This window comes from Caenispirillum salinarum AK4, assembly GCF_000315795.1.
Taxonomy (GTDB): domain Bacteria; phylum Pseudomonadota; class Alphaproteobacteria; order Rhodospirillales; family Rhodospirillaceae; genus Caenispirillum; species Caenispirillum salinarum.
Genome location: NZ_ANHY01000030.1, coordinates 1 through 23,428 on the forward strand (window position 1 = coordinate 1; position 23,428 = coordinate 23,428).

Annotated in this window: 24 protein-coding genes; 13 read left to right on the top strand and 11 right to left on the bottom strand. The window is 67.6% G+C overall.

Annotated features, from left to right (window positions below; genetic code table 11):
* Positions 1-213: 213 nt before the first annotated feature.
* On the top strand, positions 214-1,857 hold the full coding sequence (gene ipdC / locus C882_RS21160) for an indolepyruvate/phenylpyruvate decarboxylase (protein WP_009542729.1): 1,644 nt from the start codon (positions 214-216) through the stop codon (positions 1,855-1,857).
* A gap of 85 nt (positions 1,858-1,942) precedes the next feature.
* Positions 1,943-3,214 (top strand): cation:proton antiporter, encoded by a 1,272-nt coding sequence (locus C882_RS21165; protein ID WP_009542730.1) that lies wholly within the window; start codon positions 1,943-1,945, stop codon positions 3,212-3,214.
* Positions 3,215-3,327: 113 nt separating this feature from the next.
* Here C882_RS21165 and C882_RS25860 read toward each other — a convergent pair whose 3' ends face one another.
* Entirely contained in the window at positions 3,328-5,826 is a 2,499-nt protein-coding gene (locus C882_RS25860) for a DEAD/DEAH box helicase (RefSeq protein ID WP_009542731.1), read from the bottom strand.
* A 244-nt stretch (positions 5,827-6,070) separates the two neighbouring features.
* Here C882_RS25860 and C882_RS21175 point away from each other — a divergent pair, with 244 nt between their 5' ends.
* The 7 genes from C882_RS21175 to glcF all read left to right on the top strand — a co-directional run bounded on the left by C882_RS21175 (position 6,071) and on the right by glcF (position 12,983).
* Positions 6,071-6,616 carry a hydrolase gene (locus C882_RS21175; protein ID WP_009542732.1) on the top strand — a complete coding sequence of 182 codons (546 nt, stop codon included), beginning with the start codon at positions 6,071-6,073 and terminating at the stop codon, positions 6,614-6,616.
* A gap of 53 nt (positions 6,617-6,669) precedes the next feature.
* Positions 6,670-7,371, top strand: coding sequence for an alpha/beta fold hydrolase (locus C882_RS21180; protein ID WP_009542733.1), 702 nt, complete (start codon positions 6,670-6,672; stop codon positions 7,369-7,371).
* 133 nt (positions 7,372-7,504) lie between these two features.
* Positions 7,505-8,485 (top strand): class I SAM-dependent methyltransferase, encoded by a 981-nt coding sequence (locus C882_RS21185; protein ID WP_152415454.1) that lies wholly within the window; start codon positions 7,505-7,507, stop codon positions 8,483-8,485.
* Between the two features lie 114 nt (positions 8,486-8,599).
* Positions 8,600-8,725, top strand: a complete 126-nt coding sequence (gene ykgO / locus C882_RS21190; RefSeq protein ID WP_009542735.1) for a type B 50S ribosomal protein L36 — start codon at positions 8,600-8,602, stop codon at positions 8,723-8,725.
* A 228-nt stretch (positions 8,726-8,953) separates the two neighbouring features.
* The gene (locus tag C882_RS21195) at positions 8,954-10,441 is read left to right on the top strand and encodes an FAD-linked oxidase C-terminal domain-containing protein (RefSeq protein ID WP_009542736.1); all 1,488 of its coding nucleotides are present in this window, start codon (positions 8,954-8,956) and stop codon (positions 10,439-10,441) included.
* Positions 10,442-10,447: 6 nt separating this feature from the next.
* Positions 10,448-11,683 carry a glycolate oxidase subunit GlcE gene (glcE, locus tag C882_RS21200; protein WP_009542737.1) on the top strand — a complete coding sequence of 412 codons (1,236 nt, stop codon included), beginning with the start codon at positions 10,448-10,450 and terminating at the stop codon, positions 11,681-11,683.
* Between the two features lie 4 nt (positions 11,684-11,687).
* Positions 11,688-12,983, top strand: coding sequence for a glycolate oxidase subunit GlcF (gene glcF, locus C882_RS21205; protein WP_009542738.1), 1,296 nt, complete (start codon positions 11,688-11,690; stop codon positions 12,981-12,983).
* 300 nt (positions 12,984-13,283) lie between these two features.
* Here glcF and C882_RS21210 read toward each other — a convergent pair whose 3' ends face one another.
* Complete coding sequence (locus C882_RS21210; RefSeq protein WP_009542739.1) at positions 13,284-13,487, bottom strand: YqaE/Pmp3 family membrane protein; 204 nt, start codon at positions 13,485-13,487, stop codon at positions 13,284-13,286.
* 101 nt (positions 13,488-13,588) lie between these two features.
* Positions 13,589-13,972, bottom strand: coding sequence for a 2Fe-2S iron-sulfur cluster-binding protein (locus C882_RS21215; protein WP_009542740.1), 384 nt, complete (start codon positions 13,970-13,972; stop codon positions 13,589-13,591).
* Between the two features lie 233 nt (positions 13,973-14,205).
* Between C882_RS21215 and C882_RS21220 the strand changes: the two genes are divergently transcribed.
* The gene (locus tag C882_RS21220; protein ID WP_043647077.1) at positions 14,206-14,643 is read left to right on the top strand and encodes an ArsC/Spx/MgsR family protein; all 438 of its coding nucleotides are present in this window, start codon (positions 14,206-14,208) and stop codon (positions 14,641-14,643) included.
* 31 nt (positions 14,644-14,674) lie between these two features.
* On the opposite strand, the gene C882_RS21225 is transcribed toward C882_RS21220, so the two are convergent.
* Both C882_RS21225 and C882_RS21230 read right to left on the bottom strand, forming a co-directional pair.
* Positions 14,675-14,944 carry a hypothetical protein gene (locus C882_RS21225; protein WP_009542742.1) on the bottom strand — a complete coding sequence of 90 codons (270 nt, stop codon included), beginning with the start codon at positions 14,942-14,944 and terminating at the stop codon, positions 14,675-14,677.
* A 69-nt stretch (positions 14,945-15,013) separates the two neighbouring features.
* The gene (locus C882_RS21230; protein ID WP_009542743.1) at positions 15,014-15,289 is read right to left on the bottom strand and encodes a hypothetical protein; all 276 of its coding nucleotides are present in this window, start codon (positions 15,287-15,289) and stop codon (positions 15,014-15,016) included.
* Positions 15,290-15,466: 177 nt separating this feature from the next.
* Here C882_RS21230 and C882_RS21235 point away from each other — a divergent pair, with 177 nt between their 5' ends.
* Positions 15,467-15,934 carry a DUF411 domain-containing protein gene (locus C882_RS21235; protein WP_009542744.1) on the top strand — a complete coding sequence of 156 codons (468 nt, stop codon included), beginning with the start codon at positions 15,467-15,469 and terminating at the stop codon, positions 15,932-15,934.
* 222 nt (positions 15,935-16,156) lie between these two features.
* Here the strand turns inward: C882_RS21235 and C882_RS21240 are convergent, their stop codons facing one another.
* Both C882_RS21240 and C882_RS21245 read right to left on the bottom strand, forming a co-directional pair.
* A complete protein-coding gene (locus C882_RS21240; RefSeq protein WP_009542745.1) occupies positions 16,157-16,939 on the bottom strand; it encodes a 3-hydroxybutyrate dehydrogenase in 783 nt (260 codons plus the stop codon).
* A 42-nt stretch (positions 16,940-16,981) separates the two neighbouring features.
* Complete coding sequence (locus C882_RS21245; protein ID WP_009542746.1) at positions 16,982-17,170, bottom strand: DUF1192 domain-containing protein; 189 nt, start codon at positions 17,168-17,170, stop codon at positions 16,982-16,984.
* 97 nt (positions 17,171-17,267) lie between these two features.
* Between C882_RS21245 and C882_RS21250 the strand changes: the two genes are divergently transcribed.
* Together C882_RS21250 and C882_RS21255 are read left to right on the top strand one after the other, a co-directional pair.
* Entirely contained in the window at positions 17,268-18,260 is a 993-nt protein-coding gene (locus C882_RS21250) for an NAD(P)H-quinone oxidoreductase (RefSeq protein WP_009542747.1), read from the top strand.
* 106 nt (positions 18,261-18,366) lie between these two features.
* On the top strand, positions 18,367-19,062 hold the full coding sequence (locus C882_RS21255) for a DUF1013 domain-containing protein (RefSeq protein WP_009542748.1): 696 nt from the start codon (positions 18,367-18,369) through the stop codon (positions 19,060-19,062).
* A 75-nt stretch (positions 19,063-19,137) separates the two neighbouring features.
* Here the strand turns inward: C882_RS21255 and C882_RS21260 are convergent, their stop codons facing one another.
* The 4 genes from C882_RS21260 to C882_RS21275 form a co-directional block, all read right to left on the bottom strand.
* Entirely contained in the window at positions 19,138-19,617 is a 480-nt protein-coding gene (locus C882_RS21260) for a hypothetical protein (RefSeq protein WP_009542749.1), read from the bottom strand.
* Between the two features lie 152 nt (positions 19,618-19,769).
* On the bottom strand, positions 19,770-20,276 hold the full coding sequence (locus C882_RS21265) for a Dps family protein (protein ID WP_009542750.1): 507 nt from the start codon (positions 20,274-20,276) through the stop codon (positions 19,770-19,772).
* 117 nt (positions 20,277-20,393) lie between these two features.
* Positions 20,394-21,239: a hypothetical protein gene (locus C882_RS21270; protein WP_043647079.1), complete on the bottom strand. Its 846-nt coding sequence runs from the start codon at positions 21,237-21,239 to the stop codon at positions 20,394-20,396.
* Between the two features lie 171 nt (positions 21,240-21,410).
* The gene (locus tag C882_RS21275) at positions 21,411-23,360 is read right to left on the bottom strand and encodes a propionyl-CoA synthetase (RefSeq protein ID WP_083876121.1); all 1,950 of its coding nucleotides are present in this window, start codon (positions 23,358-23,360) and stop codon (positions 21,411-21,413) included.
* Positions 23,361-23,428: the final 68 nt, after the last annotated feature.

Below are 23,428 nucleotides of genomic sequence, written 5' to 3' on the forward strand. Positions count from 1 at the left end.
TCCAAAGGGTGGCCCCCCGCCCGCGCCCCCGGGGCCCCGGCCGGGGGGGGGGGGGGGGGGGGGGCCCGACCCCCCCCCCCCCCCGCCTCCATTTCCGGAAACCTTCTTTAACACCAGGAAAACAACGCTCGCCCCCGCTGGGCTCAACCGTTACTCTCCCAGGCAACACCGGCCTCCGCAGCCGGCACATCAGATTTGGGAGACCGACCGTCCATGGCGAGCATCAGCGAGGTCCTGCTCAGCGCCCTGAAGGATCACGGCGCGCGGGAAATCTTCGGCATTCCGGGCGATTTCGCCCTGCCCTTCTTCCGCTACATCGAATCCACCGGCATTCTGCCGCTGTACTGCCTGAGCCACGAGCCCGGAGTCGGCTTCGCGGCGGACGCGGCGGCGCGCATTCACAAGGGCATCGGCGTCGCCTGCGTTACCTACGGCGCCGGCGCGCTGAACATGGTGAACCCGGTGGCCGGGGCGTATTCCGAGAAGACCCCGCTTGTGGTCATCTCGGGCGCACCGGGCAAGGGCGAGAAGGGGCGCGGCCTGCTGCTGCACCACCAGGCCAAGACCATCGAGAGCCAGTTCAAGGTCTACCAGGAAATCACCTGCGCGCAGGCCGTGCTGGACGACGCCCGCACCGCGCCGCGGGAGATCGCCCGCGTGCTGCGCGCCTGTATCGACGAAAGCCGCCCCGTTTACATCGAGATCCCCCGCGACATGGTGGCCGAGCCCTGCGAGCCGGTGGAGCCCCTGCCCCGCCGCCGCGCAGAGCCCGATGCCGTGGCCGCCTGCGCCGCCGAAATCCTGGAGAAGCTGAAGACCGCCTCGGCACCGGCGCTGCTGATCGGCGTTGAGGTGCGCCGCCACGACATCGAGGACGAGGTCGCGCGCCTCGCCCGGCGCCTCAACATTCCTGTCGCCACCACATTCATGGGCCGCGGCCTGCTGGCCGGGACCGACGCGCCGCTGGTCGGTGTCTACATGGGGCTCGCCGGCAAGCCCGATGTGCGCGACATCATCGAGGATGCCGACGCGCTGCTGGCGCTGGGCGTCATCCTGTCGGACACCAACTTCGGCGTCTCGGGCCGCAACATCGACTTGCGCCGCGCCGTCATCGCCGCCGATGGCGAGGTCGGCCTTGGCTATCACAAGTATCCCGGCATCCCGCTTGCCGACCTGGTGGAGGAACTGCTGCGCCAGGCCGAGGAACCCGGCGCGGCCGCCGCCGCCCGCAAGCCCTCGCCGCAGATCTGCCCCGAGGGACTGGAGGCCGACGACACCCCCGTCGGCCCCATGGACATCGCGCGGGCCGTCAACGACCTGTTCAAGGCCCATGGGCCCATGCCCATCGCCGCCGACATGGGCGACTGCCTGTTTACCGCCATGGACATGCACAACACGGCCCTTGTCGCACCCGGCTACTACGCCACCATGGGCTTTGGCGTGCCTGCCGGCCTGGGCGTGGCGGCGGCGACGGGCGAGCGTCCGCTGATCCTGGTGGGCGACGGCGCCTTCCAGATGACGGGGTGGGAGTTGGGCAACTGCAACGCCAACGGATGGGCGCCCATCGTGATCGTCTTCAACAACGCCAGTTGGGAAATGCTGCGCACCTTCCAGCCCGAGGGCAGCTACAACAACCTGGCCGAATGGCGCTTCGCCGACCTGGCCCAGGCCCTGAACGGCCGGGGCCACCGGGCGACGACGCGGGCGGAGTTGAAGAAGGCGCTTGATGCCGCCGTGGCCGATGCCGAGCGGTTCCACCTGATCGAGGTGATGCTGGAGCGCGGCGCCATTTCCGACACGCTGTCGCGCTTCGTGGCGACCATCAAGGGCAGCAACGCCCCGCCGCGCACCGAATAGGCCCGGCCCGCGCCGCTCGCTCCGCACCGGACGCGAGCGGCGCCCGGCTCTCCCGCGTTGCTGGACTGGCAGACGTGAGGGGAGCATGAGCATCGATACCTATGCAGCGGCGATTGCCGGCATCGGCCTCCTGATCCTCCTCGTCGCCTGGGTTCCGCTTGTCATCCGCCGGATGCCGCTGTCGCTGCCCATGATCTGCATGGGGCTGGGCGTTCTGCTGGACCTCCTGCTCGGCCCGGGCGTGACGATGGATTTCCGGGCACACCCGGCCCTTACCGAGCGCCTGACCGAATTGCTGGTCCTGATTTCGCTCACCAGCGCGGGCCTGCGCATCGACGAGCGGCTGCCGCTGCGCCAATGGCGCGCCACCTTCCTGCTGCTGGGCGTGACCATGCCGCTGTCCATCGTGACGGGCGCGCTGGTCGGCGGCTCCATGCTCGGCCTGTCGCTGGCCACGGCGCTGCTTCTGGGCGCGGTGCTTGCACCCACCGACCCGGTGCTGGCGGGCGACGTGCAGGTCGGGCCGCCCCGGTCCGGTCCCGGCGGCCACGCCCGCTTCACCCTGACCACGGAAGCCGGACTGAACGACGGCCTCGCCTTCCCGTTCGTCTGGTTCGCCATCGGGGCTGCGACCTACGAGGGCCTGGGCGGCGACTGGACGCTCGGCTGGCTCGCCTACGACGTCGGCTGGCGGATCGCCGCCGGGTGCGCCGCCGGCTGGGCCGTGGGCTGGCTGCTCGGCTGGCTGACGTTCCGCCACCCGCGCAGGTTCCACCTCGCCGCCAGCCGGCGCGGATTCGTCTCGCTCGGGATCACCTTCCTGTCCTACGGCGTGGCGGAGCTGGTCCACGGCTACGGCTTTCTTGCAGTGTTCCTGGCCGCCCTCATGGTGCGTCGGACCGAGCAGCGCTATGAACACACCTTCGTCCACGACCTCCATCAGTTCACCGACCAGATAGAGCACCTGATGATGATGGGGCTGCTCATCATCTTCGGCTTCAACCTGACGGGCGGTCTCCTCGCCCCGCTGACCTGGAGCGACATGCTCGTCTGCCTGGTGCTGGTCGTCGTGGTGCGCCCCGCCTGCGGGCTTGTCGGCCTGGCGGTCTCCGGCCAGGGCTGGCGCGAGGCGCTTGTGACGTCGTTCTTCGGCGTCCGGGGCGTGGGGTCGTTCTTTTACCTCGCCTTCGGCATCAACCACGCCGGTTTCGCCGACGTGGAGCGGACCTGGGCAATCGTGTCCTGTACGGTCGCGATCTCCATCGTGCTGCACGGCTTGCTGTCGACGCCGGTCATGGACTGGCTGGACCGTGCCGTGCGCGCCAAACGGAAACAGGTCGCGGAAAACGATGGCTGAACCTGGGCGGCCTTGCGCGGCCGTACCGCCACCAAATGACGAAAGTAAAAGAGAAAAGGCCGGATGCGGTGGGCACCCGGCCTTTTCGTATCGCCATTCCGGCGGTCAGTCGGTCAATCGCTGGCCGAGGAGGCTTCGGCGTTCTCCGCCTCGGGAGCCGGCGCCTCGTCCGCCGCCGGCTTCTTGCGGGAGCGGGTCGCCGTCGCCTTCTTGGCCGGCGCCTTGCGCGTCGCCGTCTTTTTCGCCGTGGTGGACGCCTTGGCGCGCGTCCGCTTGGGCTTGGCCGGCGCCTCGGCATCGGCGGCAGGCTCCGGCGTCGCCGTGGTGGCGGCCTCGCCTTCCACCGGCGCGGCGGGTTTCTCCCCCGCATCCGCAGCCGGCGCCGCCTTCTTGCGGGTTCGCGTCGTGGTGGACTTGCGGGCCGTGGTCGTCTTCTTCGCCGCGGTCCGGCGCGCCGGCGCCTTCTTCTTCGGCGCTTCCGCCTCGGCGTCCGTGGCCTCGTCCGCCGACGCCGCAGCCTCGCCGGTTTCGGCCTCCGCCGGCGCGTCCTTCTTGGCGGCGGTCCGGCGCGGCTTCGCCGGAGTGGCCTTGGCCTTGGTGGTCCGCGTGCGGCGGGTCTTGCCCTTGGGCTCGGCGCCCTCCTCCGCCGGCGGCTCCGTCGAGACCGGCTCACCGGCCGGTTCGGCAACGGATTCCCCGGACGCGTCCGACGCCACCTCGGCCTGGGTGCCTTGGTCTGGCGCCGCTTCCATGGAAACGGGTTCGCCGGCCGGCTCAACGGTGGTTTCCGGCGCCTTGGGCCCCTCCGCTTCGCCGTTCAACACCTCGTCCACCGCCTGCACGGCGGCATCGACGGCGGCAGCCGGCGGCTGGGCGGGCTTTTCCGATTTGCGCGGGCGGCGCGTGCGGCGGCGCTTCTTCGGCTCCTCGGCGGCGGCTTCTGCCGCGTCCGTGGAGACAACGGGTGCGTCCTCGCCGGCCGGCGCCTCGGCCTCGGCCGTTTCGGCGGCCGTCTCCTCGGCTTCCGCCTGGGCGGCTTCCTTTTCGGCGCGACGGGCCTCGGCGGCGGCGCGGCGCTTCTCGGCCTCGGCCTCCTTGCGGTCCTTCTCGGCGCGGATGCGCAGGCCCTCGGCCTCCGGGTCCACCAGCATGAACGCCGGCGTGTGCCCACCGAAGGCGACGGCATCACGCGGCATCTCGATCTCCTCGACCTCCCACGCCGGGTGATCGTCGCGGCGGCGGCTGTTGCGCCGGCCGTTGCCCCGCTCCGGGCGGCGGCGGTCGCCGCCCCGGACCTCGGCCTCGCGGTCGGGCTTCTCCTGAGGCGCCGGCGGCGCGGCCGTTTCCTCTTCCTTGCGCGGCTCCTCGGCGGCGACAGGGGGCTGCTTGTCCTCGCTCCGGCGCGGCTTCTCGGGCCGGTCGGCCTTGCGCCCGCCGCGCTTTGCACCACGACGGCGGCCACGGCCCTCGTCGGCATCCAAATCCGCGGTCTCGACGCTTTCCACCTCGACACGCGGAATGCTATTGCCGATCAGCTTCTCGATGCCCTCCACGTACTTGGTGTCCTCGGGCGTTGCCAGGGTGTAGGCGTGGCCTTCCTTGCCTGCGCGGCCGGTGCGGCCGATGCGGTGGACGTAGTCCTCGGAATGGCTGGGCACGTCGAAGTTGAACACGTGGCTGACGTCGGAAATGTCGATGCCGCGCGCCGCCACATCGGAGCAGACCATCAGCTTGGCGTCGCCCTTCTTGAAGCGGTCGAGCATGACGGTGCGCTCGTTCTGCGGCATGTCGCCGTGCAGCTGCACCGCGTCGTAGCCATGCTTGGTCAGCGAGCGGAACAGCACGCCGACGTCGCGCTTGCGGTTACAGAAGATGAAGGCGTTGCGGACGTCTTCCTTGTCGAGCAGCTCGCGCAGGGCGCGGCGCTTGTCGTGCTGGTCGACGATGACCAGCGCCTGCTTGACGGTGGCGGCCGTGGACGTCTTGGGGCTGACGCGGATTTCTTTCGGGTTCATCAGGAACGCGTCGGCCAGCTTGCGAATCTGGGCGTCCATGGTGGCCGAGAAGAACAGCGTCTGCCGGATCTTGGGCAGGAACGACACGATGCGCTCGACGTCGGGGATGAAGCCCATGTCGAGCATGCGGTCGGCCTCGTCGATCACCAGGATCTTCACGTCCTGCAGCAGGATGCGGCCGCGGTCAAACAGGTCCATGAGGCGGCCCGGCGTGGCGATCAGCACGTCCACGCCCTTGTCGAGCGCCGCTTCCTGTTCCTTGAAGCTCTCGCCGCCGATCAGCAGCGCCATGGCCAGCTTGTGGTACTTGCCGTAGAGCTTGAAGTTCTCCGCCACCTGCGAGGCCAGCTCGCGCGTCGGCGCCAGGATCAGCGAGCGCGGCATGCGCGCCTTGGCCCGGCCCTGCGCCAGGATGTCGATCATGGGCAGGGTGAAGCTCGCCGTCTTGCCGGTGCCGGTCTGGGCAATGCCCAGCACGTCGCGGCACATCAGCACATAGGGGATCGCCTGCTCCTGAATCGGCGTCGGCTCGTTGTAGCCGACGTCTTCAATGGCGCGGAGGGTTTCCGGAGTCAGTCCGAGATCGGAAAAGGTCATGCGAATAAAGTCTGGCCTTTTAGGATTTGGCGGGGGCGGCTGTTCGGCCCGTGTAAAGGCAACGCGCGGCCCAGGGCCAAATTGGTTTGTGCCCGGATAATAGAGCGCCACGGCCCGCTGTCAACGATCGCAAGAAAAAGCTGAACCGGCGCGCCTTGGCGAGGCCCGTGAATTGGTCTACCGTTCGTGGAACCGCGCGCCGCCCCAAGGGCCGGAAACGACGCGAAAAGCCAGGAGGACCGCCATGTTGATGACTGCCGACCAGTCGTCCCTGCTCATCGTCGACGTGCAGGAAAAATTGTGCCCCGTCATGGACGACCCGCGCGCCGTCATCCACAACTGCGGCCGCCTGATGAAGGGCGCGGCGCGGCTGGACGTGCCGGTGACGGTTTCGGAACAATACCCCAAGGGCCTGGGCCCGACCATGGTGGACCTGCGCGACCTGACGGCGCCGGAGAACTTTCTGGAAAAAACCTCGTTCTCCTGCGCCGGCGCTCCCAACATCGTGGAGCGCCTGCGGGGCCTGGACCGTCCCAAGGTAATCGTCGCGGGCATCGAAACCCACGTATGCGTCTGCCAGACCGCGCTGGGCCTGCTGCAGAGCGGCTACGAGGTCTTCGTGGTGGCCGACGCCTGCTCGTCCCGCCATCCTCGGGACCGCGAGGCCGGTCTCGAACGTATGCAGGCCAGCGGCGTGCGCATCGTGCCGACGGAAAGCGTGCTGTTCGAGTGGCTCGGCGACGCCCGGCACGACGCGTTCCGCGAGATAAGCCAGACGCTCATCAAGTAACACCGCCCGAATACATTTTCGATACCCCCATATAAGAAACGGGAGATTACCGCATGTCCAAGACTCCGCTCGTGCTGGTGCCGGGCCTGCTGACCGACGACGAACTGTTCGCGCCGCAGGTGGATGCACTGGCCGACGAGGCCGACATCACCATCGCCGACGTCGCCAACGACGACAGCATGGAGGGCTTCGCCGCGCGCCTGCTGAAGGACGCGCCCCAGCGCTTCGCCATCGCCGGACTGTCCATGGGCGGCTACATCGCGCAGGAGGTGATGCGCCAGGCGCCGGAGCGGGTCACGGGCCTTGGCCTTCTCGACACCAACGCGCGGGCCGACCGGCCCGAGCAGCAGGAGGCCCGCCGCAAGTACATGGAGCGCGCCGAAAGCGGCGACTTCGACATCGTGTGCGACGAGATGTGGCCCATGCTGGTCGCGCCCGGCCGCACCGGCGACGAGGCGCTGAAGGCGCGCGTCGCGGCCATGGCGGCCCGCGTGGGCGTGGTCGGGTTCCTCAAGCAGCAGGAAGCCATCATCAACCGTCCCGACGGACGCGGCGATCTTTCCAACGTGACGGTGCCCGCGCTGGTGCTGTGCGGTGCCGAGGATCAGATGACTCCGCCCAAGGTCCACCAGGAAATGGTCGACAAGCTGCCCGACGCCCAGTACGTGGAGATCGAGGGCTGCGGCCACCTTTCCACCCTGGAAGCGCCGGAAAAGGTGAACGAGGCCATGCGCGCGTGGCTCGCCCGCCTGTAGTCCTTCGACCGGCCGGATAAGGCCCCTTCACAGCCCCCGCTTTCAACGGCATGAAAGCGGGGGTGATTTTTTTGCTACGCTGCGCTAGTAGTAGCCTTACCGTATGGCGTAGGCGCGAAGAGAAGGAGGGGTCTTGGCCCGCTCGGAGAGCGATACGAAACCGGCCAGGGGTCTTTTGGGGCGTCTGCGGCGGGGCAAAAAGGAACGCGCGCAGGCCGACGCCTCCGCCGCGCGTGCCACCGCCGCGGCGGAGGCGCGCAAGAAAAGCCTGTACAAGCCCGAACGCCCTCCGGAAAAACCCATCGACCCGGCCTGGCCGCCCCACCGGGTGCGCCTGATGGATCGCTTGTGGGGCATGGGACACAGCCTGCCCGGCGGCGACGAATACATCCTGGAGCAGTTCCGCGTCTTCTCGCCGTCGAGCGCCATGTCCATGTTGCAGGTCAACGCCGGCATGGGCGGCGACGGGCGCTCGCTGGCGCTGAACTTCGGCACCTGGGTGACCAGCATCGAGGTGTCCGATCCGCTGGTCGAAAGCGGCATGAAGGAAAGCTACAAGCACGGCCTGGAGAAAAAGGCACCGGTCATTTCCTTCAACCCCGAGCGCATGAAGGTCCGCCCCAACGGCTTCGACGTCGTGTTCTCGCGCCTGGGGCTGCACCGGCTGCCGGACAAGGAGAAGACCATCGAGCAGATGTGCGCCGGCGTGAAGCCGGCCGGCCACCTGCTGCTGATCGAGTTCATGCCCGGCGACAAGCCCGACCCCGGCGCACTGGAACACTGGGCGGAGAACGAGCCCTCGCGCCCCCACCTCATCCCCGGCCCGCGGCTGGCCGAACTGATCCGGGCAGAGGACATGGACCTGCGCGTGGTTCAGGACGTCAGCCCCGATTACCGCAAGATGGTGATGCAGGGCTTCGCCACCCTCATGGCCGGCCTCAAGAAGAAGCACCTGCAGGAAGACCGGGAGCTTGGCGTTGCGCTGATGCGCGAGGCGGAAATCTGGATGCGGCGCCTGGCGCTGATGGATTCCGGGGTGCTGAAGATCGTGCGGTTTCACGCCATCGCGCCGGCCAGCAAGCGCAAGAAGAAGAAACCGCCGGAACTTTCCTGATTTTCCTGCCGGAAGCGGGCGGAAAAGCCCCATTCCGGCGTTGACACACCGGGGGCGCGACCGTATGGTGCGCGCTCTCTTTTGATCGGAACCCAGGGCTTCGAGGAACTGGTTATGAAGGTGCGCAACTCTCTGAAGTCGGCCAAGACCCGCGACAAGAACTGCCGCGTCGTGCGTCGTAAAGGCCGTGTCTACGTCATCAACAAGAAGAACCCGCGTTTCAAGGCCCGCCAGGGCTGAGGACAACGGCGGCCGCCATGGCCGCCGGCGGGGCCGGCCCGGTCCGGGATCGGTCTTCTTCGTCGACAGGACACGAAAAAGCCGCGCGAAAGCGCGGCTTTTTCGTTTGCATGGTGAGCATAAAGCCTTAACGCATTGCTCGGCATTGTTTCGGCACCCCCTTCCCCCATATGATGTTCACAAGGACCGCCGACACGACGCGGCCGCATCAACCAGGGAGGAGCCGGCATGAAAATGCCCGCACCGGACCAGGGCACCATCGCCCGCCGGTCGGAAATCGTCGAGGCGCTGCGCCGTATCGTTCCCGGCGAAGGCGTCATCGTCGATGAAGACGAGCTTCAGGCCTACGAGTGCGACGGCCTGACCGCCTACAAGCAACTGCCGCTGGTGGTCGTCCTGCCCGAAACGACGGAGCAGGTCAGCCGCGTCATGCGCTGGTGCCATGAAAACAACGTGAAGATCGTCCCGCGGGGCGCCGGCACCTCGCTGTCGGGCGGCTCGTTCCCGCTGGCCGATGCGGTGACCATCGGTCTTGGCAAGTTCAACAAGATCCTGGACGTCGACTTCGACAACCGCACCGTAGTCGCCCAGCCGGGCGTGACCAACCTGGCGATCACCTCAGCCGTGGCGCACGAAGGCTTCTATTACGCTCCCGATCCTTCCAGCCAGATCGCCTGCTCCATCGGCGGCAACGTGGCGGAGAACGCGGGCGGCGTGCACTGCCTGAAATACGGCCTGACCACCAACAACCTGCTGGGCCTGGAGATGGTCCTGCCCGATGGAGAGGTCGTGCGCCTGGGCGGCAAGCACCTGGATTCGGGCGGCTACGACCTCATGGGCATCGTCACGGGGTCGGAGGGGATGCTGGGCGTCATCACCGAGTTGACCGTGCGCATCCTGAAAAGCCCGGAGACCGCAAAGGCCGTGCTCATGGGCTTCCCGTCGAACGAGCAGGCGGGCGACTGCGTGGCTGACATCATCGGCAACGGCATCATCCCCGCCGGGCTGGAGATGATGGACAAGCCGGCGATTCGCGCGGCGGAGGATTTCGTCCACGCCAACTACCCGCTGGACGTGGAAGCCCTGCTCATCTGCGAGCTGGACGGCCCCGCCGCCGAGGTCGAGCACCTGATCGAGCGGGTGGAGCAGATCGCCAAGGACAACGGCGCGACGGAGCTTCGCATCTCCCGCGACGACGCCGAGCGCGCCACCTTCTGGGCCGGGCGCAAGGCCGCCTTCCCCGCCGTCGGCCGCATCAGCCCCGACTACCTGTGCATGGACGGCACCATCCCCCGCAAGGCCCTGCCCGAGGTGCTGCGGCGCATGCGCGAGATGTCCGACAAGTACGGCCTGCGGGTCGCCAACGTCTTCCACGCCGGAGACGGCAACCTGCATCCGCTGATCCTGTTCGACGCCAACCAGCCCGACGAGTTGGAAAAAGCCGAAGCCTTCGGCGCCGACATCCTGACCATGTGCGTGGAGGTCGGCGGCGTTCTGACCGGCGAGCATGGGGTGGGCATCGAGAAGCGCGACCTGATGCCGGTGATGTTCGGCGAGGACGACATCAAGCAGCAGCAGCGCATCAAGTGCGCCTTCGACCCCGACCACCTGGTGAATCCGGGCAAGGTCTACCCGACGCTCCATCGCTGCGCAGAATTGGGCAAGCTGCACGTCACCGGCGGCCGCCTGCCGTTCCCGGACATCCCGCGTTTCTGAGGCCCGATGACAACCGACATCGTCACCCCCGAAAACGCCGACCAGGTGCGCGACATGGTCGCCTGGGCGGTGGACAGCCAGGCACCGCTCAACGTCCAGGGCCACGGCTCCAAGGCCGGGCTGGGCCGCGCCGTCAACATCGGCACGACGCTGGACCTGTCCCGCCTGTCGGGCATCACCGAGTACAGCGCGCCGGAACTGGTGCTGACCGCCCAGGCCGGCACGCCCATGACCGACATTCATGCCGCATTGGCCGACGCCGGGCAGCATCTGGCCTTCGAACCGCCCGACCTGACGGGCCTGCTGGGCGGCGACCCCGGCCGGGGAACGCTGGGCGGGCTGGTCGCCACCAACCTGGCCGGGCCGCGCCGGGTGCAGGTGGGGGCGGCGCGGGACCATTTCCTGGGCTGCCAGGCCGTCGGCGCGCGCGGCGAGATCTTCAAGGCCGGTGGCAAGGTGGTGAAGAACGTCACCGGCTTCGACCTGTGCAAGCTGCTGGCGGGTTCCTACGGCACGCTGGCCGTGATGACGGAACTGACGCTCAAGGTCCTGCCGGCGCCGGAGGATACGCGCACCGTGCTGGTGCTGGGTGCGTCCGACGCCGACGCGGCCCGGTGCATGAGCCGCGCGCTCACCTCCAGCCACGAGGTTTCGGGCGCCGCGCACATGCCAGCCGCTGCCGCCAGCGCCTGTGAAGCCGAGGCGGTGTCCTCGCGCGGGACGTCGGTTACCCTGATCCGCGTGGAGGGCCCCGGCCCCTCGGTGGAATATCGCGCCAAGGCGCTGTGCCGGGAACTGGCGGATTTTGGCGAGACGGTTGAGGTCGGCTCCGGCGAAAGCCGTCTGGCCTGGGCCGCCGTGCGCGACGTTCAGCCCCTGACCGAGCCGCTGGACCGCCCGGTGTGGCGGGTTTCCGTCGCGCCGACGGAGGGGCCAGGCGTGGTCGACGCCCTGCGCCGCCAGAGCGGGTCCGTCGACTGCCTCTACGACTGGGGCGGCGGTCTCGTGTGGCTGAGCCTGGAGAACGGCGACGTGGCAGGCCAGGCGGAGCGGGTTCGCAACGCCGTCGCTCACGCCGGCGGCGGTCATGCCACCCTGGTGCGCGCCGCGGCCGACGTGCGCGCCGCCGTTCCCGTCTTTCACCCCCAGCCCGAGCCGCTGGCCGCCCTGTCGCGCCGCCTGAAGGACAACTTCGACCCGGCGCGCGTGCTCAATCCGGGCCGCATGGCCGAGGGACTCTGATTTCATGCAGACGAAGTTCACGCCCGAACAGCTTCAGGACCCGGCGATCCAGGAGGCCGACTCCATCCTGCGGAAGTGCGTCCACTGCGGTTTCTGCACGGCCACCTGCCCCACCTACGTGCTGCTGGGGGACGAGTTGGACAGCCCGCGCGGGCGCATCTACCTCATCAAGGACATGCTGGAGAACGACAAGCCGGCCAGCGACAAGGTGGTCAAGCACATCGACCGCTGCCTGTCCTGCCTGTCGTGCCTGAGTACCTGTCCGTCGGGCGTCGATTACATGCACCTGGTCGACCAGGCCCGCGCGCGGATCGAGGAAACCTACACCCGGCCGCCCATGGACCGGCTGACGCGCGCCATGCTGGCCTTCGTCATGCCCAACACCAGCCGCTTCCGCGCCGCCATGACGGCCGCGCGCCTGGGCCGCCCCTTCGCCGGCATCATGCCCAAGCAGCTGCGCACGATGCTGGAGCTGGCACCGGGCAAGCTGCCGCCCATGACGAAGAACAACAAGCCCGGCACCTTCAAGGCCGACGGACCGCGCAAGAAGCGTGTCGCGCTGCTGCAGGGGTGCGTGCAACCGGCGCTGGACCCGCGCATCAACGACGCCACCGTGCGGCTGCTCAACCGCCTGGGCGTGGAGGTGGTCGTCCCGCCGGATGCCGGGTGCTGCGGCGCGCTGGTCCACCACATGGGGCGCGAGGCCGAAGGCCAGGATTACGTTCGGAACAACGTGCGCGCCTGGATGAAGGAGATCGAGGGCGACGGCCTGGACGCCATCGTCATCAATGCGTCGGGTTGCGGAACCACGGTCAAGGACTACGGCCACATGCTCTCGCGCGATCCGGAGTGGGCGGAGAAGGCGGCGAAGGTGTCCGGCTTGACCATGGACATCAGCGAGTTCCTGTCCAGCCTGGACCTGCCGCAGCCCAAGATCGACCTCAGCGACCTGACGGTGGCCTACCACTCCGCCTGTTCGCTGCAACACGGCCAGCAGGTCAAGCTGCCGCCCAAGCAGCTGCTGGCGAAGGCGGGATTCAAGGTTAAGGACGTGCCGGAGGCGCACCTCTGCTGCGGCTCGGCGGGCACCTACAACCTCACACAGCCCGAGATCGCCGGCAAGCTGCTGGCCCGCAAGTGCGCCAACATCGAATCGGTGAAGCCCGACGTCATCGCCGCCGGCAACATCGGCTGCATGACCCAGATCGGCCAGGGCACCCACATTCCCATCGTTCATACGGTGGAGCTTCTGGACTGGGCCCACGGTGGCCCGAAGCCGGCAGGAATGGCGGAGAAGTAAGCCCCGGTGTGGAGGCGGCGGCGAGAGTGCCGCAAGGGCGGCTGACGGCGTCCTTGGGCCCTGCTTCCCCAGGGGCCGACGGATTTTGCACGTTGATGTTTTAGAACAGAAAATTACCCCTTATTCCTGCGAAAGCAGGAATCCACATACAACACCCACCGTCCTGCCGGGCACCGTTTACCGACCTCTTTACAGCCTCGAACGGAGGCACCCGCCTCTGGCGTCGGCCATCCCGTACCGACCCGAAAAAGGGGCGCCGGCGGGTAACCGGCGCCCCTTCTCCTTGCCCGGCGGGCCGGGCTACTTCTTGATGATCACCCACAGCGCGTGGATGATGCCCGGGATATAGCCCAGGATCGTCAGGATCACGTTGATCCAGAAGTGCTTGCCGAGCCCGACCTCGAAAAACACGCCGAGCGGCGGCAGGATGATTGCCAGGATGATGCGGATGATGTCGCCACCGGTACTATCGCCGGTGCCGGTGTTGTGGCGTCCGTCGGCCATGGGGACCTCCGTGCTTCCGTACGTTTGCAAGTCGGCATAGTAACGGCCGGCGGCCCCACCGTGTTCACGGGTGCCCTGCCCTGCACGCAAGGCCCCGGCCGTCAGCGCCTCAGTTCGATCTCCACGCCCGGCTCGCCGCTGAATTCCACCAGGATGTCCTCGTCGCGGACGATGTACTGGCAGGCCAGGCGATAGGGCGGCGGGACGTCGTTGGTCTCGGCCTCGTACAGCTGCTGCTTGGTCAGCTTGCCGTTGACGGACAGCGTCAGCTTTTCCTTGTCGGTCAGCGTGATCGCCATGGGCTTCTTGTCGCCCAGCGTCGTGATCTTCACCAGGCACGCGCCGCACTCGCCGTCCTGGCACTGCAGGGGAATGGGAATCTCGTGGCGCTTGGCGAGCGCCAGGATGGTGGAGGTGTCGCCCGCCACCGCGTAGACGGTTGCGTCACGCGGCATGGCAGGGCTGGAAAAAGTGACGTTCGCCATGGAAAAACCTCATGCGCTCCAGGGGTCCAGGGATATGGACGTTCTCGCCGGTCCTGAGGGGAGTCGCCAAGGCTTTGCATATTTTTTGGGCGCAGGCGCGGCAGGGCCTATTATCTCATCATTTTTCGGGTTATCAAGGATGCCGTCATGCGGACGCGTCGACGGTGCCGAGCGTGCCCCCAGGCTCGACCGGCGACGACGCCGCGCGCCTCATGATGAAGGAGACCCGATCCATGGCGCACATCGTCTTCTACGGCAAGCCGGACTGCCCGGCCAACGCGCGCCAGCGCAAGCAACTGGAGGCCGCCGGCCACACGCTGGAGGTCCGCGACCTGACGGCCGAGCCCTGGACCGCCGAGACCCTGCGGCCCTTTTTCTCCAGCCGGCCGGTGAACACCTGGCTGAACAAGCTGCACCCCAAGGTGCGTACCAACGCCATCGACCCAGACGCGCAGACGCCGGACAAGGCGCTGGAGCACATGATCGCCGACCCGACGCTGATCCGCCGCCCGCTCATGGCGGCCAAGGGCGAGATGCGGTTCGGCTTCGATCCGGTGGCGGTAGACGACTGGATCGGCCTGCGCGCCAAGGCCGACGGCCAATCATGCGACGAGAAGCACGCGCAAGGCCGCTGCGACCACGGCCACCACCAGTTCCCGAAGGCCAGTTGAGTGCGATCCAACGAAGGGACGGTGCCCCCGGCTAGCGGCTTTCCGCCGCCTGCCCGGCACCGTCCCGGCGCTCGCTCCACGCGCCACGGCGCTTGTGGTCGAGCACCGAGAACACCGTGTGCGCCAGCAGACCGACGGCGCACAACAGCGTGAGCGACAGCCACGGCGTGGCGGCGGGGCCGAGGATCATAAGCTCCGCCGTCAATTCGAACGACGCGACGAGCAGGCCGATGACCAGGCTTTTCAGCCAGGCCGGCGGCCCGAGATCCGGTTCGGGAGCGGGAGGCAGGGTCTGAGGCATGAGGCTCATCCTCGGCGATGCGTTTGGAAACCTACGCGCGACCCTCCCGAAGGATCATTTCCGGGCGTGTCAGCCTTTCGGCGCGTCCGGGTCCCGCCCTTCCGAGATCATGTTGCGACGGCGCCGAATCCAGACCTCGTAGGCCAGGAAACCAAGCCCCAGCCCAACCCCGATGCCGAGCGACCGCCACCACCGAGGCTCCACCGCGTTGAAGATCAACTCTAGCGTGAGGGCCAGCGCCGCCCCCACCAGCGCGATGACCACCGCTTTCAGGAAGGGCGGCGGCCCGTATTTGGCGGGTGGCGCGGCCGTGGGCTCGGCCTGCTTCCGGTTGCGGGTTGTCATGGGCGGCTCTCCGGTTCTTGCGACGGAGCGACAGTGTCGTCGGCCGGACCGTTCGCACGCAAGGAAAACCGCGCTGCGACTCGGGCCGGACCGGCTTGACCTTCCACCGGCTGGAAGCGCTACCTATGTTGCCGGAAGACGCCGGGGGAAACCCGGCCCGCATGGGAGATTCTGACGATGCGCAAACCCGCCGCCATCTTGTCCGCCGCCGGCCTGGCTCTGGCTCTCGGCCTCGGCTTTTCCGCCGCCCACGCCGAGCCGTCGCAGCACGGCACCATGACCGTCTACAAGGACCCGTCCTGCGGCTGCTGCGGCGCCTGGGTGGACCACGCCCGCGCCGCCGGCTTCGATGTGGAGGTCAAGGACACCGATGAGATGCATGTGGTGAAGGGCATGCTGGGCGTGCCCGAGCAGCTCGGCAGCTGCCATACCGCCACCATCGACGGCAAGGTCGTGGAAGGGCATGTGCCCGCCGACACGCTCGCCCGCTTCCTGAAGGAAGCTCCGGCCGATGCCCGCGGCATCGCCGTGCCCGGCATGCCCATCGGCAGCCCCGGCATGGAACAGGGCGGCTACACCGAGCCCTACGACATCGTGACCTTCGAGTCCGATGGCGACGTCGAGGTCTACGAAAGCCGCAACTGACGCCTTCACCGGAACATGAAAACGGCGCGCTATCCCGTTGATGGCGCGCCGTTTTTGTGCGTTGAAGGATGATTGCCGGGCGGCGTCTGGCAGCGGATGTGAATTCCCGCTTTCGCGGGAATGACGATTATTTTTCCTTCAATGACAACAACTTAAAAAACCGTCGTCCCTGCGAAAGCAGGGACCCGCGCTCGACGCCCGCCACACTGCCGCGGCCTCCCCCTACTGCGCCGTCCAGCCGCCGTCCATGGGCAGGGACACGCCGGTGATGCCGTCGGCAGCCTCCGAACACAGGAAGACGCACATGGCGGCCAGGTTTTCGGGCATGACGAACCGCTGCGACGGTTGCTTCTCGCTCAGCAGGTCGCGGATGCCGGCATCCTCGTCGCCGCCGAACGTTTCCGCCCGCGCGTCAATCTGGGCCTGGATCAGCGGCGTGCGCGTCCAGCCGGGGCAGATGGCGTTGCAGGTGATGTGACTCTGGGCGTTCTCCAGTGCCACCACCTTGGTCATGCCCACCAGCCCGTGCTTTGCCGCCACATAGGCCGCCTTGTCCTTGCTGGCGACCAGCCCGTGCACGGAGGCCGTGTTGATGATGCGGCCCCAGTTGCGCTTCTGCATGCCCGGAATGGCCGCGCGCATGGTATGGAAGCACGACGACAGATTCACGGCGATGATGGCGTCCCACTTTTCCGCCGGGAAGTCCTGGATGGGCGCGGTGTGCTGGATGCCGGCGTTGTTGACCAGGATGTCGACCGACCCCAGCTCCGCCTCCGCCGCCGTCACCAGATCATGGGCAGCCTGCCCATCCGACAGGTCGGCATGGCGATAGAGGGCGCGGACGCCGAACTCATCCTCGATGCCCTTGCGCGCCGCCTCGATCTCGGCGGCGTCGCCGAATCCGTTGAGCATGACGTTGGCGCCGTCCTTGGCCAGCGCGCGGGCGATGGCAAGCCCGATGCCGCTGGTCGATCCAGTCACGACCGCCGATCTGCCTTTCAGCACCTGTGCGTCCTCCCTTCCTGTCGAAGCGTTGGAGTGGTGTGGTTACTTCTTGAAGAAACTCTCGGCACCTGCGCGGGCCGCCTTCTTGCGGCCGATGACCTCGCGCGTGCGGGCGATTTCCGCCTCCAGGTCCTGGATGTGCTCCTCCAGCCCCTCGATCGACATGGTTTCCAGGTCCACGGCCTTGGGCATCGGGCGTTTGGGTTCCAGATCGTCGGGATTGATGACCATGGCGTTGTCTCCGCGAGTGAAATCGGCGCTTGCCGAACTGGTGTCGGACACACTACCAGACAAGAGGCCCCGGAACACAAGCAGGAGGACCCCAACCATGGCGCCCACCATGTCGTGCATCGAGATCGCCGAGCCCGGCGGACCCGACGTGCTCAAACCCGCCACGCGCCCCCTGCCCGAGGCCGGCCCCGGCGAGGTGCTGATTCGCGTCGCCGCCGCAGGCGTCAACCGGCCCGACGTAATGCAGCGCCAGGGCCTCTACCCGCCGCCCAAGGGCGCCTCCGACATTCCCGGCCTGGAAGTGGCCGGCACCGTGGAGCGCATCGGCGAGGGCGTCACCTCCGTCAGCCCCGGCGACAAGGTCTGCGCGCTGCTGTCGGGCGGCGGCTACGCCGAATACGCCACCACGCCCGACGACCTGTGCCTGCCGCTGCCCAAGGGGTACGACATGCTGTCGGCGGCGGCCCTGCCGGAAACCTTCTTCACCGTATGGCACAACGTGTTCCAGCGCGGCCAGTTGAAGGCGGGCCAGGCGTTCCTCATCCACGGCGGCACCAGCGGCATCGGCACCACGGCCATCCAGCTCGCGAAAGCCTTCGGCGCCACCGTTTTCGCCACGGCCGGCTCCGACGAAAAGTGCCAGGCCTGCCGCGACCTGGGCGCCGACTACGCCATCAACTACCGGGACGAGGACTACGTCTCCGTGGTGCGCGAGAAGACCGGCAAGGGCGTGGACGTCATCCTGGACATGGTCGGCGGCGACTATATCGGCCGCGACATGAAGGCCATGGCGCCGGAAGCGCGCCACGTCTCCATCGCCTTCCTCAAAGGGTCGAAGGTGGAGGTGGACCTGATGCCCATGATGCTCAAGCGCCTGACCTTTACCGGCTCCGTCCTGCGCTCGCGCCCCACCGGGGACAAGGCGGCCATCGCCAAGGAATTGCGCGCCAAGGTCTGGCCGCTGCTCGACCAGGGCAAGGTCAAGCCGATGATCCACAAGGTTTTTCCCCTTGCCGAGGCAGCCCAGGCGCACCACTTGATGGAAAGCAGCGCGCACATCGGCAAGATCATGCTGACGACCGGAGAATGAGCCCGCACAAGGCGCGCATGGCGGTTGAGTCTGGCGGCGGAATACCGTAAACGAACAGTCTCATTTCGCATTCATACCCCAACCCGTTTGTTTGGAAGGAAGTCCCATGGCGCTGCCGCTCATGCCGAAGGCAACGGCCGTCTGGCTGGTGGAGAACACGGCCCTCACGTTCGATCAGATTGCCGAGTTCTGCGGCATGCACGAGCTTGAGGTGCAGGCCATTGCCGACGGCGAGGTCGCGACCGGCATCGTGGGCGCCGATCCCATCGCCAACGGCCAGCTCTCGCGCGAGGAGATCGAGCGCTGCGAGAAGAACCCGGACGCCCGCCTGAAGCTGCGCGTCAGCGACATTCCGACGCCGCAGCAGCGGTCGAAGGGCGCGCGCTACACGCCGGTCTCCAAGCGTCACGACCGCCCGGACGCCATTGCGTGGCTGCTCAAGCATCATCCGGAGTTGTCGGACGCCCAGCTGTCCAAGCTGATCGGCACCACCAAGCCGACCATCAACGCCGTGCGCGACCGCACCCACTGGAATTCGGCGGCCATCAAGCCGCGCAACCCGGTGACGTTGGGCCTGTGCAGCGAGGCCGACCTGGAAAAGGCGCTCATCATCGCCGCCCCGCGCCGCAAGCAGCTTGAGGCCGAACAGGCGCCCGAGCCCGAGGTGCAGCCCGTGCAGATGGACGAACCCAGCATCGAGAAGGTGTTCGGCCGCGACGCCCAGCACGGCGACCAGGCGCCCGAGCCCGAAGAAATGAATCCCGAGGACGTGTTCGAGTCCCGCTCCTCCAGCGAAGAATAAGGTCCGCCGCAGACGGCGCCGCACGACCATGACCAAGGCCGCCCCGCGATCGGGGCGGCCTTTGACGTTCCGGCGTCACGTCCCGTCGGGTTCCGGCGGAACGACGGCTTTCAGAAGGCGCGGGGGCACGGGCTCGCGCAGAACGTCCTCGCCAAGGCGGCGCAACGCCGTCTCCAATCCAGCCAGGTCCAGCGATGCCGACGCCGGCGCTTGGAACGCCGTCGTTTCATCGACCAACGCCCTCTCCGCCTCCCGGCTGTCATGCGGCACGTCAGCCCCGGTCCACCGGGTCAGCGCCCGGGCGGATACGGCAAGCTCCATCAGGACATCGCGCAGCGCCGACTTGGGCACATCCCGCCAGGACAGGGCCTCGCCCAGGCCCTGATAGATGTAGAACGCCGCGACACCGGGATAGCGCTGGCGGGCCGCGTCCAAGGCGCGGCTGACAAGCGGGTGCATGGTCACGCGCCGGTCGGTGTCCTCCACCTCCTCGTCCAGGAGTACGAGGGCCCGTTCCAACGTCGCAGCAAGATCGACCAATGGGTCGTCGATCATGATTACAGTCTCCACACGAGTACAGGGACTACGTGCGGCGCCGCCAGCGCGGATCAGGCGCGCATCAGAATTTCCTGTTTCATGAAAAAGATCGTGACGCCACCCCTGGCGTCAGGGCGGCGCCACGACCAGGCGTTCGACGACGCAGCAAATCAGGCCGCAGTGGCGCGGAGCATCCAGGCGGTCTTGTCGTGCGCCGCCATGCGCTCGTTCATGAGGTCCTCGGTCACCGTATCCTCCGCCTCATGGCAGATCGCGACAACCTGCTTGCAGGCGCGGCTCAGCGCCTCGTTATCCTCGGCCAGCTGGCGGACCATGTCCATGGCGTCGGGCGCATTGCGCGTGTCCACGATGTCGGACATGCGCAGGAAATCCGACAGCGAGCCCGGAGCGACGAAGCCCAGGGCGCGGATGCGCTCGGCAACCTCATCCACGGCGTCCTGCAGGTCCTGATACTGCTCCTCAAACATCTCATGCAGGCTGTGGAACTGAAGGCCCGTGACGTTCCAGTGGAACCCGTGGGTCTTGCCCAGCAGGACGTAGGAGTCGGCCAGCACCTTGGCGAGGCCGTCCGTCAGGCGCTTGCGATGTTCCTCGGGGATGCCGATGCGCACATCCATGCGTTCGGTGGAAGGGGTCAGCGGCGTGTCGTCAGGCATGATGCCTCCTCGCGGCTTGGTTCGACAGGACGACCGGCACCGGGGTGCCGGCCGCTTTCTGCCCAGGGCTACGGGAGGGCCGGCCGCGGCGGATCACGAAAAATTCAGCTGAACGCCTCAGGCCAGCATGTCGAACAGGGGGCTGTCGGCGGGTACACCGTTAGCGCCGCGCAGGCTCATGACCACTTCCTGGTCCACGTTCCGCACCTCGTAGGCGAAGGCGGACCCACCGCCGCCCTGCCCGTTGACGAAGTAGCGGTGCAGGCCGAAGTTGAAGTCCTTGCGGTCGACGGCATAGAAGACCGAGTAGGCACCCAGGCGCCGCGTGCCGTCGTCCAGCACTTCCAACCCGCCGCCCTGGAAACCGTAAGCCTCCAGATCCTCGCGCGCCTTGGCGACCGCGTCGTCGCGCAGGACGCTCCATTCCTCTTCGCTGAGGGGCGGCGTTTCCTCTGGATCGTATTCGGCCGTCACCCATTCCTCCAGCCGGTCGATCTTGCCCTTGACGGTATCGCCCGACGCGACCGCGGCCTCCTCCGCCGCCGTGTCGGCCTGCTTGGCCGTCATGCCGCTGTCGAGCCTGACGAGGAATCCGTTGTCGGTGCGGATTTCACCCGTAAATGCAGTGTTCTGCTCGGCGTTCTTGCGAATCTGGATGATGACCGACGCGCGCACAAGCGGGTCCAGCGCCTCGATCCGCTCGTAGACGCCCAGCAGCGCCGGACCGACAGCCTCCGCCACGTCGCGGCGGTCTTCCTCGGGCAGTCTGTAGAGGGCGTCGAGCATCTTGTAGGTGACGACCCGTCGTGTTCCGTCCCTGGAATCCGCCGCCATGTCGCGGATCTTCTGGACCGGGTCGGTGATCTCCCGCCCTGTATCCGCATCGTCCTTCTTGTCCGTCCCGAACAACTGCTGGACGGTGGACACGGTCATACCCGACGCAGGCCCGCCGATGGATGCCATGATGTTTCCCCTTCTGGAGCCGGGAAGATGACGCGCCATTCTTCGCGTCATGCGCGAATCGGACTCTAGCGCCAGTACCAGAAGCAATCAACAAGATCATGTCGCCGCGCAATGAAAAGGGCCCGGCGCATCGCCGGGCCCTCCCCCTGTCGGCAGTGGCGTGCCGCGGCGTCAGCCGCTGCGCTTCTTGCCGAGGCCGATGCCTTCCAGCGCCTCCTCGATCTCCGGCAGGATGTCCGGATCGTCGATGGTGGGCGGAACCTTCACCTCGGTGTTGTCGGCCATCTTCTGCATGGTGCCGCGCAGGATCTTGCCCGAGCGGGTCTTGGGCAGGCGCTTGACCACGACCGCCTGCTTGAAGGCGGCCACGGGACCGATCTCGTCGCGGACCAGCTTGACCAGTTCCTTGACGATCTCCTCGTCCGGCCGGTCGACGCCCGACTTCAGGCAGACGAAGCCCAGCGGCGCCTGGCCCTTCAGTTCGTCGGCGACACCGATGACGGCGCACTCCGCCACGTCGGGGTGCATGGCCAGCACCTCTTCCATGGCGCCGGTGGACAGGCGGTGGCCGGCGACGTTGATGACGTCGTCGGTGCGGGTCATGACGTAGACGTAGCCGTCATCGTCGATGAAACCCGCGTCGCCGGTCTTGTAGTAGCCCGGGTAGTCGGCCAGGTAGGCGTCGCGGAAGCGCTGCTCGGCGTTCCACAGGGTCGGCAGCGTCCCCGGAGGCAGCGGCAGCTTGCAGACCAGCGCGCCGATCTGGGTCGGCGGGACGGGCTTGTGGTCCTCGCCCAGCACCTGCACGTTCCAGCCCGGCATGGGCTTGGTCGGCGAGCCGTGCTTGACCGGGAACAGCTCCAGCCCCTTGGGGTTGCCGCAGATGGCCCAGCCGGTTTCCGTCTGCCACCAGTGGTCGATCACCGGCACCTGAAGGTGGTTTTCGGCCCACTTCAGCGTCTCGGGGTCCGATCGCTCGCCGGCGAGGTAGAGGGCCGTCAGGCTCTTGGTGGAGTACTTCTTGAGGAACTCGCCGTTGGGGTCGTCGCGGCGGATGGCGCGGAAGGCCGTCGGCGCGGTGAACAGCACCTTGACGTTGTGCTCCTCGATCACGCGCCAGAAGGTGCCGGCGTCCGGCGTGCCCACGGGCTTGCCCTCGAACACGATGGTGGTGCAGCCGTGCAGCAGCGGGCCGTAGACGATGTAGGAGTGGCCGACCACCCAGCCCACGTCCGACGCCGCCCAGTAGACGTCACCCGGCTGCACGTCATACAGCGCGTTCATGGTCCACTTCAGCGCGACCGCGTGGCCGCCGGTGTCGCGCACCACGCCCTTGGGCTGGCCGGTGGTGCCCGAGGTGTAGAGGATGTAGAGCGGGTCGGTCGCGGCCACCGGCACGCAGTCGGCCGGCTCGGCCGTCTTCATGGCCTCGTCCCAGTCCACGTCGCGGCCGTCCTGCATGTCGGCCTTGCACTGCTCGCGCTGGAAGATGACCACCTTGCCCGGCTTGTGGGCGGCCTGCTTGACGGCCTCGTCCACCATGGGCTTGTAGGCCACCACGCGGCCCGGCTCGATGCCGCAGGAGGCGGCGACGATGACCTTGGGCTGGGCGTCGTTGACGCGGGTCGCCAGCTCATGCGCCGCGAAACCGCCGAACACCACCGAATGCACGGCACCCAGGCGGGCGCAGGCCAGCATGGCGACGACGCTTTCCGGGATCATCGGCATGTAGATGATGACGCGGTCGCCCTTCTCCACGCCCTGCGCCTTCAGCACGCCGGCGAAGCGGGACACCTGGTCCTGCAGGTCGGCATAGGTGATGGTGCGCTTGGATCCGGTGATCGGGCTGTCGTAGATGATGGCCGCCTGCTCCGCCCGGCCGCCTTCCACGTGGCGGTCGACGGCGTTGTAGCAGGTGTTCAGCTCGCCCCCGGTGAACCAGCGGTACAGGGGCGCGTTGCTGTCGTCCAGCACCTTGTCCCACGGCTTGGTCCACACGATGTCCTTGGCCGCGTCGCCCCAGAAGCCCTCGGGGTCGTTGAGCGAGCGGTCGTGCGCGGCTTGGTACGGACTGGTCATGACCTGTCTGCGTTCCCTCTTTTGAGTTCGTCTGCCTTTCATGGGGCCGCCGCTGCGGTCGGCGCGGCCACGGCATCACCGGAAGCCCCTCCGATGGGTGGGGGCAGTGT